Here is a 15,848-nt window from a genome sequence, read left to right as displayed (position 1 = left end):
TAAGAGGCAGGGATGCTGCCTCTCGACGATGAATCTTTATATAGTATAGCAAAAAATTGGTTTCAAAAACTACCCGTGTTCACATTTTGCGGTCTTGTGACAGGTTCTGATAGCGGTTTTCCGCTCTCATCTACCAATTCTGCTTTTCCGTTTACTGTAATCGCGACGCTCTCTACCCCTGGCTGTTCTGTTAAAGATAAAACTAAACAATTAAGCACATGTGTCGACACAACATTTTTCTCCACACTACCATAAATCGCTTCGTTAAAGTTTAACGTTACTTTTCCATTCTCATATTTTGGTGCTTCTAACAATTTCGCATCTGCTTGAAAATCGCTTAACAAGCCCGAACCGTAACTCGGTCCTTTAATTAGTTCATTTACGACTGCAGCTAATTCATCTTGTTCGCTATTCGGTACACGGCGTGTTACTGGGACATAATATGTTTGTTTCCCATCTTGCGCTAAAAAGTAAACGATAACAGGATGTGTGTTCGTAATATCCACAACACCGTTCGTTTCAATGTTAATTCCATCATCTCTGCTTAACTCGTTGCTAATTGGTGTTCCGTTAACCGGCATCACATTTTGATCATGTCCGTTCATGCGAATTTTCACACGTTTCACATTATCAAATTGCGTTACCGTCCATGTAATTGCTTGTAAAATACGTTTTTCGTCTTCTGGTCGATAGTTCGCAAACTCTTTAGAAAAATCAATGACAAGCGTGCCATCTTGTTTTAAATTGACACTTAACACTTGTGTGTCAGCTGGGAGAACCGCACGAAATCCGTTCGGCAATAGTTCAGAAATCGGACCGTTTTCTACTAAATATTCAAGTACTTGCTTTGCGGCTGCATTTGTTTTTGGTAAGGCAAACGTTTGTGGGACGACGAAGCCATTTTTATCAATTAAATACAATTCACGTTGCACCGTTTCTGTCGCTGTTTCCTTTTCTGCTACTTCTTTTTCTTGCAATGCTTGTTCATCTTCTACATATGTTACATCTTTTGGTGGATCAATTTCTTTCGTGGCTTTTTCACCTCCGAACAGCCCACATCCTGAAAGAATAAATATAAACATTGTGGCAATAACCCATACGCGACGCATGGACTCCCCTCCTCATACGGTTTGTACTACTATGTATACGAGTCGTCCAAAAAAATAGAACAAAAAAAATCCTTCGGCGAATGCGAAGGATTTTAAGATAATTGAATCGTTTCGACATGTTCAATCGGGTGACCGAACCATTTCGAAGCAATTTGTTGGAACGTTTCTTTCGATCCAGTCGTGAAAAATATATGCTCGCGGCGCTTATTCCCCGTATAAAGCAAACCGCTATGATGTAAAATTGTACTCACTTCACGCGCTGTTTCATCGCCAGAACAAATGAGCTTCACGTGCTCGCCCATATATTGTTGAATGAGTGGGCTTAAAAGTGGATAGTGCGTACACCCTAAAATAAGCGTATCAATTGGTCGGTCTTTTAATGGTTCAAGAGATTCAGCAACAATTTGCTTTGCTTCCTCTCCTTCAAATTGTCCGCTTTCCACTAAAGGAACAAACTTTGGACAAGCTAAACTTTCTACTTTCACATCGCTATTGATCGATTTTAATGCTTGCTCATAAGCACCACTTTTCACCGTTCCAACCGTGCCGATAACACCGATATGATAGTTTTTTGTAATTTTCAATGCGGTGCGTGCACCAGGATGAACGACACCGATCACAGGAATGTTGAGCGTATCACGAATTTCTTCTAAAGCGACAGCTGTGGCAGTATTACATGCAATGACGAGCATTTTTATATCATATCCAAGTAAATAGTTCGTCATTTCCCACGTAAACTGCCGAATTTCTTCTCGTGACCTCGGTCCGTATGGACAACGTGCTGTATCTCCTAAATATACGATTTGTTCTTTTGGTAGCTGGCGCATAATTTCCTTTGCGACCGTTAATCCACCAACACCTGAATCAATTACTCCAATAGGTCTTTCCAATGTATTCGCCTCATTCTTTGTTGATGTATGACAAAACATTTTTCATTATATCATACATCAAATCAATAGAGAACCGGCTGCCTAAAACGAAAAGGCGAGCCGGTTCTCTCTATAGTTCAAGTTCCCCCATTCGAAGCAATTCAACAACAGCTTGTGAGCGCCCCTTTACTCCAAGCTTTTGCATCGCATTCGAAATGTGGTTGCGAACTGTTTTTTCGCTAATGAAGAGCTCACTAGCAATCTCTTTCGTCGTCTTGTCTTGGAGCAACAGTTCGAATACTTCCCTTTCTCTTTTTGTGAGCAGCGGCTTCTGATTCAAGTGAATAACCCTCCTTGCTTTTACCAGACCGAAACGGATGGGTATATATTTAGTCAACATATCGTATGCAAGAAGGGCGTGAACGGTTACATGTTTTCTATTAATCGCGCACGAGCGTTTTCGTCCCATGCGACCCCTTTTCCTGTCGTTTTAGACATTTGCACCATCGTTCCCCGACCTGTAAATGCAATCGCTCCATTTTGTTTTTTTCCTACATAATGTAAATCAACAGAAGAGTTGCCGATATGTGCAACTTTTACACCGATTTGTAACTGTTCACCGAAATATACTTGTTGTAAAAAATCGCATTGTAGATTAGCAACGACTGGGATCGCATCGTGTTCTTTTCCTAACCAGTCATTCATAAAACCGAGATGTTCGAAAAATGCGATGCGCGCTTCTTCAAAATATACAAAAGGTACCGTGTTGTTCAAATGACCAAACATATCCGTTTCTGAAAAACGAACGCGCACCGGATGAAAAAAAGAAAAACGTTGTTCCCATTCTTTTATGTCATCAATATAAGATACTTTCAATTTCCCTCTCCCCCTCTATAAAGCAATCTAGCATCATAGATGAAACGTAAGGCCGACTCTTGAAGAGCCGACCTTTTTGTTACACTTCATCGCTACCGAAGAAATTGCGGAACATTTGAATCGTTGCTGCGCGGTTCAATGCCGCAATCGATGTTGTAAGCGGGATGCCTTTCGGACAAGATTGCACACAGTTTTGTGAATTTCCGCAATTCGCTAATCCACCATCACCCATAATCGCTTCAAGACGCTCTGCTTTATGCATCGCTCCTGTTGGATGTGCATTAAATAAACGTACTTGCGATAGCGGCGCTGGACCGATAAAGTTTGACTTACTATTGACGTTTGGACAAGCTTCTAAACATACCCCGCACGTCATACATTTTGATAGCTCATATGCCCATTGTCGTTTACGCTCTGGCATGCGCGGTCCCGGACCTAAATCGTACGTTCCATCGATTGGGATCCATGCTTTCACTTTTTTCAACGAATCAAACATGCGACTACGATCCACTTGTAAGTCACGAATGACAGGGAATGTGCGCATCGGCTCTAAACGAATCGGTTGCTCGAGCTGATCGATCAGTGCGGTACACGATTGGCGTGGCTTGCCGTTAATGACCATTGAACAAGCGCCACACACTTCTTCCAAACAGTTCATTTCCCAAGCAACAGGCGTCGTTTTTTCCCCTTTCGCATTGACCGGATTGCGCCGAATTTCCATGAGCGCCGAAATGATGTTCATATTCGGACGATACGGAATGACAAACTCTTCTTCATAAGGGGCTGTATCCGGACGGTCTTGTCTTGTGACGATAATCCGAATCGTTTTATTTTCGCTCATGATTTCACTTCCCCTTTCTTTTTCGTGTAATCGCGTTTGCGTGGCTTAATAAGCGATGTATCCACTTCACGATAATGGAACGATGGACCATCCGGTGTAAAGCTTGCCATCGTTGTTTTTAACCATTCTTCGTCGTTTCGCTCAGGAAACTCTGGCTTATAATGCGCTCCACGGCTTTCGTTACGGTTGTAAGCACCAAGCGTAATGACGCGAGCAAGTTGCAACATGTTGTAAAGTTGGCGTGTAAACGACGCACCTTGGTTGCTCCATTTCGCTGTGTCGTTAATGTTAATATTTTTATAACGCTCAAGTAATTCTTGAATTTTCTCATCCGTCTTTAATAATTTATCGTTATAACGAACGACTGTGACGTTATCCGTCATCCATTCACCGAGCTCTTTATGCAAAACGTAGGCGTTTTCTGTACCATCCATCGCCATAATTTGCGCCCATTTTTCTTCTTCTTGTTTTAAATAGCGGTCGTATAGAGAAGAAGGCATCGCATCGGCAGATTTCTCAAGTCCTTTCATATATTCAACAGCTTTTGGACCTGCTACCATTCCGCCGTAAATCGCAGATAATAACGAGTTCGCACCGAGACGGTTTGCACCGTGCATCGAGAAGTCGCACTCACCCGCTGCAAACAACCCTTTAATGTTTGTCATTTGATCGTAGTCTACCCATAATCCACCCATTGAGTAGTGAACAGCTGGGAAGATCTTCATCGGCACTTTTCTTGGGTCTTCACCCATAAACTTTTCATAAATTTCAATAATGCCGCCTAACTTAATATCCAGCTCTTTCGGATCTTTGTGCGACAAATCTAAATAAACCATGTTTTCGCCGTTAATGCCGAGCTTTAAGTCTACGCAAACATGGAAAATTTCACGCGTTGCAATATCGCGCGGAACAAGGTTTCCGTAAGCCGGATATTTTTCCTCTAAGAAATACCAAGGCTTTCCGTCTTTATACGTCCAAACTCGTCCACCTTCTCCGCGTGCTGATTCACTCATTAAGCGGAGTTTATCATCGCCTGGAATGGCTGTCGGGTGAATTTGAATAAATTCTCCGTTTGCATAATACGCACCTTGTTGATAGACGATCGATGCTGCTGATCCTGTGTTAATGATAGAGTTTGTTGATTTTCCGAAAATGATCCCCGGACCACCTGTGGCCATGATGACAGCATCAGCCGGGAATGCTTTAATCTCCATTGTTGTTAAGTTTTGCGCGACAATTCCGCGACATACTTGTTCGTCATCTAAAACAGCACCTAAAAATTCCCAACCTTCATATTTTGTCACAAGTCCAGCGACTTCGTGACGGCGCACTTGTTCATCAAGCGCGTAAAGAAGCTGTTGGCCTGTTGTCGCCCCTGCGTATGCAGTACGGTGATGTTGTGTTCCACCAAAGCGACGGAAATCAAGCAATCCCTCCGGCGTACGGTTGAACATGACGCCCATGCGATCAAGCAAATGAATAATTCCCGGAGCAGCTTCACACATCGCTTTTACCGGAGGTTGGTCAGCTAAAAAGTCTCCTCCGTACACTGTATCATCGAAATGCTCCCACGGAGAATCTCCTTCTCCCTTTGTGTTAACTGCACCGTTAATGCCACCTTGTGCACAAACAGAGTGAGATCGCTTCACCGGAACTAACGAAAACAAATCTACTTTTACGCCTGCTTCGGCAATCTTAATCGTTGCCATTAAGCCGGCAAGACCTCCACCAACAACAATAATTTTTCCTTTACTCATGTCTCCTCACTCCTCCTTGTGGATTAAACGAATGCTAAAATCGCGCGTATACCAACGATCGAAAGCGCGACAAAAATCCCCATTGTCACGTATGTAGAAATTTGTTGTGAACGAGGAGTTACTGTAATTCCCCAGCTAACAAAAAACGACCATAGCCCGTTCGCAAAGTGAAACACCGCCGAAACGATTCCAACAATATAAAATGCAAGCATAAACGGGTTTGCAACGATGTTCGCCATCATGTCATAGTTTACTTCTGCACCAAACGCAGCTTGAACGCGCGTCTCCCATACGTGCCAGACGACGAAAATGAGCGTAATAATCCCCGTTAAGCGTTGTAACATAAACATCCAGTTACGGAAATACCCGTATCGACTTACATTATTTTGCGCTGTAAACGCAATGTACAGTCCGTAGATGGCATGGAACAATAGCGGAAGAAAAATAACGAAAATTTCTAAAAAATACCGAAACGGTAGCTGCTCCATAAAAGCTGCCGCCTTGTTAAATGCATCTGCTCCTCTTGTTGCAAAATGGTTAACAACTAGATGCTGCGTTAAAAACAGCCCGACTGGAATAACTCCAAGCAATGAATGGAGTCGACGATAAAAAAACTCGCGATTTTGTGCCATACATAACCCCCCTTAAATTTGTCATCTTCCTTTTCTATGTGCTCCCATCCACATCTACTAGACTATGACCAACAGAAGTGTAAACACTTCCATTTCCATTGGTCATTGTCACATTCATTGTACTCCCAGAATGTAGGAGCGTCAAGAAAAGGTGTTCACGAAATGTTCAATCATTTCAAAATTTAAAATAACTACACTTCTAGTGAAGTCCGAAATGAGAGAAAAGTCAATACTGTTTTTCACATTGTTGTTCGTTATAATGAAAAATAGAGAGGGGATTTGATCGTGAGCGGATACGAACAATGGAAACAAACGAGCATTTCTGCTTTTAGCGACTTTTTATTTCGGCAAGAACTACTACCAAATTTATTTGGAAAAGAAACTCCATTTATTTTATATTGGGCAGGAAAAGATTTAGCGAGAAAATACCCACTAGCTACAATCGACGATGTCATTTCTTTTTTCGAACAAGCTGGTTGGGGAAAGTTATCGGTACTTGAAGAGAAAAAAGATGAATGTGAACTTCAATTAGAAGGGCCGCTTGTTGCGATGCAGTTCGATTATGGTGGGGAGTGCACGTTTCAACTTGAAGCAGGCTTTCTAGCCCAACAGTTTGAGCAACAAAAAGGATATGTCACAGAAGCGTTTGAACAGCAAAAGCGGCGCGCCAAAACCGTTTTGTTCACAGTCAAATGGGATCGAAAAGATGAAGCTGACCGATGATGGTCAGCTTTCGTACGTTTGAAGCGCTTCGTAAACTTTTTGGGCGATGTGTTTTGGAATATTTGCTTCTTGTATTTGTTCAACGGTCGCTTCTTTCATTTTTTTTATCGATCCGAAATGTTGTAATAACGCTTGTTTTCTTTTTGTACCAACCCCTGGAATTTGATCGAGGATGGAATGGAATGCAGATTTTGAACGAACTTGACGATGAAATGTAATTGCAAAGCGATGCACTTCTTCTTGCATGCGCTGTAGCAAATAAAACTCTTGACTATTTTTTTCTAACGAAATGACGCTTGGCGGATCGCCGAACAATAAATGTGATGTGCGATGTTTATCATCTTTCACTAAACCAGCGATTGGAATCGATAATCCAAGCTCGCATTCTAACACTTCTTTTGCGGCTTGTATTTGCCCCTTTCCTCCGTCGACAACAATGAGATTGGGAAGCGGTAACCGTTCGCGCAACACGCGTGTATATCGCCGCCGAATCACTTCGCGCATCGACTCATAATCGTCCGCTCCTTGCACCGTTTTTATTTTATATTTACGATATTCTTTTTTTTCCGGCCTTCCATCAATAAATACAACCATCGCAGCAACAGCGTCTGCTCCTTGAATGTTGGAATTGTCAAACACCTCGATACGATGGGGCGTTGAAATCCCGAGTGCTCCGCCTAGTCGTTCGACGGCACGAATGGTTCGTTCTTCATCACGTTCAATTAAAAAGAACTTTTCTTGCAGTGCAATTTGTGCATTTTTACATGCTAAATCAACGAGTTCTTTCTTTTTCCCGCTCTTCGGCTGAGTGACGCTCACCTCAAGCAATTTCATCGCCATTTCACCATCGATTTCTCGAGGTAATACGATTTCACGTGGCTTTAAATGGTAATGTTTGCTGTAAAATTGGCCTAAAAATGTTAAAAATTCTTCTTCTGGTTCTTGATATAGTGGAAACATTGATACATTTCGTTCGATGAGCTTTCCTTGCCGGATGAAAAAAACTTGTACGCACATCCATCCTTTATCGTACGCATACCCAAAAATGTCTCGATCAACAAAGTCATGTAAAATCATTTTTTGTTTTTCCATCAATGCCTCAATGTACGCAATTTGGTCACGATATTCTTTCGCCCGCTCAAACTGTAACTGTTCGGCTGCTTCCATCATTTTTTCTGTTAATGCCTCTTTTACTTCTTTATACCCACCGTTTAAAAAACGCGTAATTTGTTCAACAATTTGTTTATTTTCTTCCTCTGACACTTTATATTCGCACGGTCCTAAACATTGTCCCATATGATAATATAAACAAACTTTTTTTGGCATTTTCTCACATTTTCTTAATGGATATAAACGATCAAGCAATTTTTTCGTTTCATGGGCCGCTTGGGCATTTGGATACGGACCGAAATATTTCCCCTTATCTTTTTTTACCGTTCGCGTAATGATGAGACGCGGATGCGTTTCCCCTGTAATTTTAATAAACGGATAGCTTTTGTCGTCTTTTAACATGACGTTATATTTCGGATCGTATTTTTTAATTAAATTCATTTCCAAAATAAGCGCTTCTAAATCCGAGGACGTCACAATGTATTCAAAATCAGCAATTTCATTCACTAACCTGAGCGTTTTTCCATCATGTGTGCCGGTAAAATAAGATCGAACACGATTTTTCAGCACCTTCGCCTTTCCGACATAAATGACTGTGCCATGAGCGTCTTTCATTAAATAACATCCCGGTTGATCAGGTAAAATGGCCAACTTTTGTTTTAATTGTTCATTCACGTTTTTCCTCCTCTCTCCATTCATATACGGTGATGCGCCCATACACAGGGTCAGATAATAAACTCGATTCATAAGTTCGAACAAAATGAATATATGGACGAACGTCTATGCCTTGCGCTTGAAACCCTTTAACGACATGATCAGTAACATACACTTTCGCATGTGGAAATGCCGCTTTTTCACGTTGAAAAACATCAAAAGAGAATACACGTTCATGCGGAAAAGAAACACGCAAATATTCAAGCACGCGCGTTTCCTCCCATGTGAGTAAAATAAAAGGCTTTTCTTTCTGTTCAAAATCATACGCCAACTGATATGTCGCTGGCAACTGTGTCGCTTGACGCTTAACCCCTTGTATGCCGATAATCGTTTGTGAGAGAAGTAAAATAAGCATAACAGTCAATCGAAAACGTGATGACGATTGAAGGACACTGACAAACAAAAAGAATGAAACAATGACGACAATCGGCAATATATGTCTTGGCTTTTCAATGTTTTGCGCAAACAACGCCCATAAAAAATATGTCAATAAAAATAAACGATACAAAGGTGGAAGCGTTATTCGTTTCCAAGTCATAACCAACAAAACAATAAAGCAACTCAGCAACCATATTGACTGCTTAGCCATACCTGTCCAAATGATATTATAAAAAATAAGCATAATAGCTCGTTTCCAAAACGGTGCTTCATCTGTTGAAATCGCTCCACCCCATTGTGTAAAATGCCCTGTTGTAAATGAAAAAGCTAACTGCAAAAACCCCTCTCCCTCCGTCGTAGCCACTGCCATAATCCAAATAAATTGAAATGCAACCGCAATGAGACTGTATAGCAGAAGTTTCTTGAAGCGATATGCTCGCTTCCACCAAACATATAAAATACCAATCCCAAAAGGAATGTACGATAAACGAATACCAAGCATAACGCTAAATAGCCATAACGGAAGCAATTGCACACCGACACGATCCGAGTGAAGCGCACGTTGTAAACTCCATACATACCACCATAAAACAGCGAGTGCGCTTCCTTCCGACATCGGTTGTGAAGCGATTAACATGACGTAACTAAGCGATTGGACGAGTGCAGTAACGACCCATGCGTACTTTTTTTCCACAAATATTTTGGCAAGCAAATAAATAGGGATCGTCGCACTCATCATGAGCAAACCGTTCCAAATGGCCAGCGCTTTAGCAGGATTGTCGACAAATAAATGAACAAGCATCCCCCCAAAAATAAAATACGGATACCCTGGGAAATGCGGCTGCATCGCAAGCAAATCATACCGATCAAGCGCCAAAGCAAAGTCCACTTCATCCCACGTTGCAGCAAACGGGCTAGCATAGACGAAACATGATATATACACAACAACTAGCGCAATAATTGAAACGATTCGCACAATAAACCCTCCTAAGCAAAAAAGTACAAGGTTCCCCTTGTACTTTACATCACTTGTTGTTCAAGCACCTTCTCATTTTGTTCGTTTTTTTCTTCTTTTTTGCCATAACGTGTTTTTACAAGTAAATAAATGACGATAAAATAGCCGATGTACGCTAATACTTCTTCAAGTGACGGCATCGATGAGTAACCGAATAACGCCTTAAGGAAAATGCCAACATCCCCAGATAGAATAGGCTCTTGACCTGTGTCGCGCACGAAATGTTCGTGGTCAATCGGGTGTTCCGGCATAAACCAAGTAATATCATAAACGTGCGGCATGACGCTGCCGATTATTTTTAAATCTTGTAGCATCGAAATGCCTTGTACGAGCAATCCGGCCGCAATCAAAATAATAAATGCACCTGTCACTTTAAAAAACGTTTTTAATGGTACACGCATCGTTCCTTTAAAGAACATATAACTTACAACAGCAGCAATCGTTAACCCTGTAATCGCACCCCATCCTTGCACCGCCGCTCCGATGTTTCCACCTGTAATAGCAGCGAAGAAAAAGACCGTCTCCACTCCTTCACGCAAAACAACTAAAAACGAATGCATGACCATACCAAATACGTCGCCTTTGGACACATATTTGCTCATTTTTCCTTCCATACTACTTTTTATATCTTTACTATGTTCCGCCATCCAAAAAACCATTTGCGTCAACAAGATGGAAGAAATAAAAATAATGCTCACTTTTAAGTACATTTCGCTCGCCATCGTTGAAAAGCCAGTAAGTACGACTTGAAATAACAAGGCGACAATCGCACTTGCAAACACGGCTAACCCTGCACCGAGCCAAACATATTTCACATAGCGCGATTGATCAATGCGCTTTAAATACGATGTAATAATCCCAACAATTAACAGTGCTTCTAATGCTTCACGAAACGTAATGAGCAGTGCTTGAACTTCCAAACTAAACGCCCCTTTCTTTACTTCCGTTTTCTTACGGCATACACAACAACCGCCACAATGACCATAACGATAGCAATAATCGGTATCCAGTTTTTCACATCAGACAAATCCGTCCATTCTTTCTTTTTTGCAGCAGCTAGTCGCTCTAAATCTTCTTCAGTAAAATGACCCGTTTCAATATTTTCTAATTCAAATTGATCTTGCAATGCTTGCAAAATGACTTTCTTGCTTTCCTTAAATTGATTGATGTTTGACTCTTTTTTTCCTACTCCGAACAATCCTGGATTTCCGAGCGATTGAAGAGCAATGTCAAACTGTTGTTTTAATTGTTCATCAAGCTCCGCATCTTTTTGTTGCACGATTGGAGAAAGTGCTTTATATGTAGCAAATGCTTTTGCTAACAAACGTTTGCTCGTATCATAGTTATCGAAGTTTTTCTCTACATTTTCTAAACGGCGGGCAACGTTTAACACAAGCACTTTTTGCATCGCTGAAACGATCGTATCTACATCTTTATTTTCAATTGCCTCCAAAATAATGGCAGAAGGTTCTGGCCCCATATGCATATCAATTTCTTTTTGTACCGTTTCATAAATCGCCTTTACTTCATCGAATTTTTTTTCTTGTGCTTTTGCCACCATTTCTTTATAAGCTTCAGCAACTGCTTCTTCGTTCGGATCACCGTATGAATAAGCGAACGAAGAAATAGGGGCTGAAGTGAAAATTAATATCATCGACAAACAAAAAAATAAAAAGTGTTTCACTCCGATCTCCTCCTTCGATGATAATGATAATAATTATCATAATTATTGTCAAGAAAAAATGCTAGAGAATCACTCTCTAGCGTTGCTGAACAGAACGTATTTGTTTTCGCTTCGTCGAACGGCACATTTCTCTCACAATAGCCGGGATGACATGCTTAAGATAAGCTGTAAATTTAATAAACGATTGCCCTGTCGTTCTTACTTGATATACAATCGGTACTTCTTTTAACCGAAATCCTTTCCGCACTAGGTTTAACGTCAATACTTGTGCATAGTTGTAGTCATGAATAATTTCTGCTTCTTCCATCGCTTGTCGCGAAAAAGCTCGCATGCCTGATTGACCGTCGTAAATCCATGTTTTTAATAACAGCGATTGAATAAACGTGAATATATAATTTCCAATGCGGCGATGCCACTTCATTCCGTGAATCGTCCCTAAAAAACGGGATCCCATCGTATAATCTGCTTCGCCACGTAAAATAGGCATAATGAGATCAGGAATTTGTTCGGGTGGATATTCATTATCGGCATCAATCATGACACCGATGTCTGCACCGAGTTCGACACATTGTTGTAAGCCGGTACGTACAGCAGCCCCTAATCCGCGATTTCGTTCGTGTCGATAAACAAAATCGGCTCCTGCTTGTTTTGCTACATCAACGGTTCGATCCGTTGATCCATCGTCGACAACAAGGACAGACACTTCTATATTCGGTTGCATTTGTCTTGGAATACGGCGGATCACCTCACCAATCGCTTCTTCTTCATTATGTGCAGGCAAAAATATAACGACTTTCATCATTTTCCCTCTTTCTTTAGCGCTTCAACTAATACAGAGCCACGACTATGGCTCGGATATGGTGCCCCTAGCAAATAAGCAATCGTTGGAGCAAGAGAAACGAGACTATGTTTTTCGTCAATGCGTTTCCCTTTTTCAATCATTGGACCGTACATGAAAAATGGAACGTATCGCTCCCCCTCATCTAAATGACCATGTCCCCCAATTCCGTCTGCTTGTCCATGGTCCGCACAAACGATAAATGTCGTATTTTCTGCTTTCCCTTGTTCATGCAACCATTCGAAAAATTGTTTGATCAATTGATCAACTTCTTCAATTTTTTGTACATACTCATCATAATGTACACCGCGGCTATGACCCGTTTGGTCCGTTCCAATAAATTGAACGACAAATAAATGTAAATCTTGTTCGGTCATGATTTGTTTCGCACGCTCCATAATGTTACGATCTGCGACATCGTTATGCATGACAGCTGTAACCGTTTCGACATCATTTCCTAGGGAATCGACAAGATGAGCGATGCCGAGCACTTTTCCTTTTTTTCCTACTTTTCGGAGCGAATCAAAAATACTTTCGACACGAATACCTAGTTTCCATACCATATTTGAACGAATGCCGTGTTCAAATGGGTATGTTCCTGTAAGCATCGATGTAAAACAGACGACCGTACGTGCAGGATATACCGTTTCCATTTGCGTAAAGTCCGTCCCATTCGCACGAAGCGACTTTAAAAATGGGGCGTTCGCTTGCTCGAAACGATCTTTCCTCATTCCATCAACAACGAGCACAATGACGCGATCGCTCAACGGTTGATCATTTGGAGGCACGTTGTCCGTATAACGGTCAATCACTTTCGGTTTCCAATCAAATAAATAACGGTGCAAAATAAACGACCATACAAAAACAAAGGCGTAAAAAGCAATAAATGACGGAACATGTATGTCATGTTGTACTCCATATTCCCATACAGAAAGAAGAAGCAATACTTTTGGCAATTGTTCCTGTGCATTCCCACTTGTTGAATCACTATTTTTCAATACAAGTTTCCAAAAACGAGTAAAATTCAACCACGTTGTTCCAATACGTAAATGATAGTATAATGTTCCCCAAAAGAAAACGGTGAAAAAGAAATAAAGACTAACAGCAAGCAAAAGTAAACCTGTCGGAACAAACGACCAAATCATTAGGAACACAACGTACGGAACCCATAAATAGTTACGTAAAAATAACGGATAGTCATATACGTAGTATAGTACAAAAAGAGGAACAGTAAGTAAAAAACTACTGAACCATCGCTTTGTTTCCTCTAACGTGACGCCGTCAGACAAATGGAAAATAAGCATCGTTCCTACGACAAAAATCGGAGTAAACGGCTTTCCTTCATTTAATAAGTTCCAACACCTTGCCGCTACTTTTTCAAACTTCGATGCTTTTTTCATGCTACGTCCTCCTTTCGAACGAATGTCCATAGCGTCGGGATGCGCCACCATACGTATAGCCCAACGACATAAGAAAATAAAAATTTAAATAAATGAGTCGCCAATGCAAGAGCATATGCTTGTTCCCAATATGAATGAATGCGAGTTAACGCGAACGCCATAACTGCCTCATATGTCGCTAGTCCTCCTGGCGTCATTTGAAATACTTGTCCACCAACCGCCATACTATTTACCCACAACGCTTCGGAAAACGACAGAGGAAAAGCGACCATTTTCGCCATTTCAAACAAAACGACCGCTTCACATATCCAACTAAAAACAATAGCAACAACAATCAACACAAAACGATGGCTTTTCCATATCATGTTCCAGTGCTGTTTATGTTTTTGTAACCATGACAAATCGATGCGTCGAAGGAGGAAAAACAAAAAAACAATACCACCAAAAATGAGGGGGAAAATCACGGCGGAACGAATAATCATATGCATATAAACAATTGCTCCTAAAAAAGCAAAGAAAAATAACACGATCAAATCTAAAAGGCGCAATACAATGACCGACTCGGCAACAATCGAAAATGGAATGCGATTTTGTTTTGCACATATGCCAACGCGAGCGACATCGCCGATTTTAATTGGAAATATATGATTTATGAATAAACTAGCAAATAACCCATCAATGCATGTTTGAAAACGGGCTTGCGGCAAATACCATTTCCACGCCATAGCACGTAACACAAAAGCAAAACTATACATGACAACCATATAACCTGTATGCCACGGTTGTGAAACAAGTTTGTGCATCAGATCAAACAACAGTTGGGCATCAAAGTGGTGAATCGTCATCCATATAAACGCTACAATACATATGAGGCTAATGAGTCGCATCAAAATCTTTATTTGTTTATTTTTCATATTGCTTCGCCCATTCAATCGTCTTTGCCAATCCTTCCCGCAACGATACGCGCGGCTCGTACCCGATTTTTTCTTTCGCTTTTGTAATATCAGCCCATGTAGCGACAACATCGCCAAGGCGAGGCGGTTCGTAATGAACGCGCATATGCGGAAAATGATTGCGCAACTCCGCAAGCAATTGCTTCATCGTCACAGGTTGACCAGCCCCTAGGTTAAAAACATCACTTTCGCCTTTTCGTTCTATTGCTTGAATCATTCCAGCAACAATGTCATCAATGTACGTATAATCGCGTGCTGTATGATCACCGTAAACGGTAACCGGCTCATCACGTAACAATTTGCGAATAAATTTACTAATCGCCATATCCGGACGTCCCCACGGCCCATATACTGTAAAATATCGAAAAATTGTCATCGTATAGCCATATATGTGCGCATATGCGTGGCAAAACGATTCGGCACTATATTTCGCCGCTGCATACGGGGAAATGACTTGACCGGTTGCCATTTCTTCTTTTAATGGCTGAAACGCTCGATTGCCGTATACGGAAGAAGAAGAAGCAAATAACACATGTTGAACTTCCGCTTCTCCTGCCGCTTGTAATACATTGACGGTTGCTTTCACATCGTAATCAATATATGCTAATGGCTCCGATAACGATGGCTGCACGCCTGGTAGCGCGGCTAAATGGAATACAATATCTGGTCGATGATGGAAGAAAATTTGTTTCAACGAATCCAATTGTAAAATGTCTACATTGTAAAAATGAAAAAAGCCAACATTCTCTATTTGTTGAAGCTGACGTTGTTTCCGACACGTTGAATAATATGGATGAAAATTGTCGATCACGATAAGCTCATGCTCAAGTTCAAGCAATTTTCTCCCTAAATGACTGCCGATAAAACCTGCTCCACCTGTAATACATACTTTTGCCATTTGTGTAACTCCTTCATCGTTCGTCGCCTTACTATTGTATCACAACAAAAA

Annotated in this window: 16 protein-coding genes; 1 reads left to right on the top strand and 15 read right to left on the bottom strand. The window is 41.1% G+C overall.

Features of this window, described 5'->3' with window-relative positions:
• Positions 1–62 precede the first annotated feature (62 nt).
• The 7 genes from ETB99_RS09570 to ETB99_RS09540 all read right to left on the bottom strand — a co-directional run bounded on the left by ETB99_RS09570 (position 63) and on the right by ETB99_RS09540 (position 6,084).
• Positions 63–1,109, bottom strand: a complete 1,047-nt coding sequence (locus ETB99_RS09570; protein WP_171700477.1) for a GerMN domain-containing protein — start codon at positions 1,107–1,109, stop codon at positions 63–65.
• Between the two features lie 92 nt (positions 1,110–1,201).
• Positions 1,202–1,999, bottom strand: coding sequence for a glutamate racemase (racE, locus tag ETB99_RS09565; RefSeq protein ID WP_305792552.1), 798 nt, complete (start codon positions 1,997–1,999; stop codon positions 1,202–1,204).
• A gap of 109 nt (positions 2,000–2,108) precedes the next feature.
• The gene (locus ETB99_RS09560) at positions 2,109–2,324 is read right to left on the bottom strand and encodes a helix-turn-helix domain-containing protein (RefSeq protein ID WP_032100525.1); all 216 of its coding nucleotides are present in this window, start codon (positions 2,322–2,324) and stop codon (positions 2,109–2,111) included.
• 80 nt (positions 2,325–2,404) lie between these two features.
• Positions 2,405–2,854 carry an acyl-CoA thioesterase gene (locus ETB99_RS09555; protein WP_004889165.1) on the bottom strand — a complete coding sequence of 150 codons (450 nt, stop codon included), beginning with the start codon at positions 2,852–2,854 and terminating at the stop codon, positions 2,405–2,407.
• A gap of 79 nt (positions 2,855–2,933) precedes the next feature.
• On the bottom strand, positions 2,934–3,695 hold the full coding sequence (gene sdhB / locus ETB99_RS09550; RefSeq protein WP_003396476.1) for a succinate dehydrogenase iron-sulfur subunit: 762 nt from the start codon (positions 3,693–3,695) through the stop codon (positions 2,934–2,936).
• Positions 3,692–5,452 (bottom strand): succinate dehydrogenase flavoprotein subunit, encoded by a 1,761-nt coding sequence (sdhA, locus tag ETB99_RS09545; RefSeq protein ID WP_004889163.1) that lies wholly within the window; start codon positions 5,450–5,452, stop codon positions 3,692–3,694. The genes sdhB and sdhA overlap by 4 nt, the downstream gene beginning before the upstream one ends.
• 23 nt (positions 5,453–5,475) lie before the next feature.
• A complete protein-coding gene (locus tag ETB99_RS09540) occupies positions 5,476–6,084 on the bottom strand; it encodes a succinate dehydrogenase cytochrome b558 subunit (RefSeq protein ID WP_006320322.1) in 609 nt (202 codons plus the stop codon).
• Between the two features lie 285 nt (positions 6,085–6,369).
• Here ETB99_RS09540 and ETB99_RS09535 point away from each other — a divergent pair, with 285 nt between their 5' ends.
• Positions 6,370–6,807 carry a YslB family protein gene (locus tag ETB99_RS09535; protein WP_171700475.1) on the top strand — a complete coding sequence of 146 codons (438 nt, stop codon included), beginning with the start codon at positions 6,370–6,372 and terminating at the stop codon, positions 6,805–6,807.
• Positions 6,808–6,810: 3 nt separating this feature from the next.
• Here the strand turns inward: ETB99_RS09535 and uvrC are convergent, their stop codons facing one another.
• From uvrC to ETB99_RS09495, 8 genes are all read right to left on the bottom strand, one after another.
• Positions 6,811–8,592, bottom strand: coding sequence for an excinuclease ABC subunit UvrC (uvrC, locus tag ETB99_RS09530; protein ID WP_077427943.1), 1,782 nt, complete (start codon positions 8,590–8,592; stop codon positions 6,811–6,813).
• Complete coding sequence (locus tag ETB99_RS09525) at positions 8,585–9,985, bottom strand: nucleoporin-interacting protein (RefSeq protein ID WP_129000674.1); 1,401 nt, start codon at positions 9,983–9,985, stop codon at positions 8,585–8,587. The genes uvrC and ETB99_RS09525 overlap by 8 nt, the downstream gene beginning before the upstream one ends.
• A 44-nt stretch (positions 9,986–10,029) precedes the next feature.
• Positions 10,030–10,944, bottom strand: a complete 915-nt coding sequence (locus tag ETB99_RS09520; protein ID WP_077427939.1) for an FTR1 family iron permease — start codon at positions 10,942–10,944, stop codon at positions 10,030–10,032.
• 17 nt (positions 10,945–10,961) lie between these two features.
• On the bottom strand, positions 10,962–11,708 hold the full coding sequence (locus ETB99_RS09515) for a hypothetical protein (protein ID WP_077427937.1): 747 nt from the start codon (positions 11,706–11,708) through the stop codon (positions 10,962–10,964).
• Between the two features lie 76 nt (positions 11,709–11,784).
• Positions 11,785–12,507: a glycosyltransferase family 2 protein gene (locus tag ETB99_RS09510; protein ID WP_171700474.1), complete on the bottom strand. Its 723-nt coding sequence runs from the start codon at positions 12,505–12,507 to the stop codon at positions 11,785–11,787.
• Positions 12,507–13,946: an alkaline phosphatase family protein gene (locus ETB99_RS09505; protein ID WP_171700473.1), complete on the bottom strand. Its 1,440-nt coding sequence runs from the start codon at positions 13,944–13,946 to the stop codon at positions 12,507–12,509. Before ETB99_RS09505 ends, ETB99_RS09510 begins: the two co-directional genes overlap by 1 nt.
• Positions 13,943–14,860 carry a lysylphosphatidylglycerol synthase transmembrane domain-containing protein gene (locus ETB99_RS09500; RefSeq protein ID WP_164970122.1) on the bottom strand — a complete coding sequence of 306 codons (918 nt, stop codon included), beginning with the start codon at positions 14,858–14,860 and terminating at the stop codon, positions 13,943–13,945. The genes ETB99_RS09505 and ETB99_RS09500 overlap by 4 nt, the downstream gene beginning before the upstream one ends.
• Entirely contained in the window at positions 14,850–15,797 is a 948-nt protein-coding gene (locus ETB99_RS09495) for an NAD-dependent epimerase/dehydratase family protein (protein ID WP_129000678.1), read from the bottom strand. The genes ETB99_RS09500 and ETB99_RS09495 overlap by 11 nt, the downstream gene beginning before the upstream one ends.
• Positions 15,798–15,848 lie beyond the last annotated feature (51 nt).

Origin of the sequence: Anoxybacillus sp. CHMUD (assembly GCF_013096965.1) — a bacterium.
GTDB lineage: Bacteria > Bacillota > Bacilli > Bacillales > Anoxybacillaceae > Anoxybacillus > Anoxybacillus kestanbolensis_A.
Note: the sequence above shows the minus strand (reverse complement) of the source record. Positions and strands in the feature narration are given on the sequence as shown.

Excerpts from the sequence above, each read along its gene's own strand:
- ETB99_RS09570 (WP_171700477.1), bottom strand. The coding sequence starts at position 1,109 with ATGCGTCGCGTATGGGTTATTGCCACAATGTTTATATTTATTCTTTCA.
- sdhB (WP_003396476.1), bottom strand. The coding sequence starts at position 3,695 with ATGAGCGAAAATAAAACGATTCGGATTATCGTCACAAGACAAGACCGT.
- sdhA (WP_004889163.1), bottom strand. The coding sequence starts at position 5,452 with ATGAGTAAAGGAAAAATTATTGTTGTTGGTGGAGGTCTTGCCGGCTTA.
- ETB99_RS09540 (WP_006320322.1), bottom strand. The coding sequence starts at position 6,084 with ATGGCACAAAATCGCGAGTTTTTTTATCGTCGACTCCATTCATTGCTT.
- ETB99_RS09510 (WP_171700474.1), bottom strand. The coding sequence starts at position 12,507 with ATGAAAGTCGTTATATTTTTGCCTGCACATAATGAAGAAGAAGCGATT.
- ETB99_RS09505 (WP_171700473.1), bottom strand. The coding sequence starts at position 13,946 with ATGAAAAAAGCATCGAAGTTTGAAAAAGTAGCGGCAAGGTGTTGGAAC.
- ETB99_RS09500 (WP_164970122.1), bottom strand. The coding sequence starts at position 14,860 with ATGAAAAATAAACAAATAAAGATTTTGATGCGACTCATTAGCCTCATA.
- ETB99_RS09495 (WP_129000678.1), bottom strand. The coding sequence starts at position 15,797 with ATGGCAAAAGTATGTATTACAGGTGGAGCAGGTTTTATCGGCAGTCAT.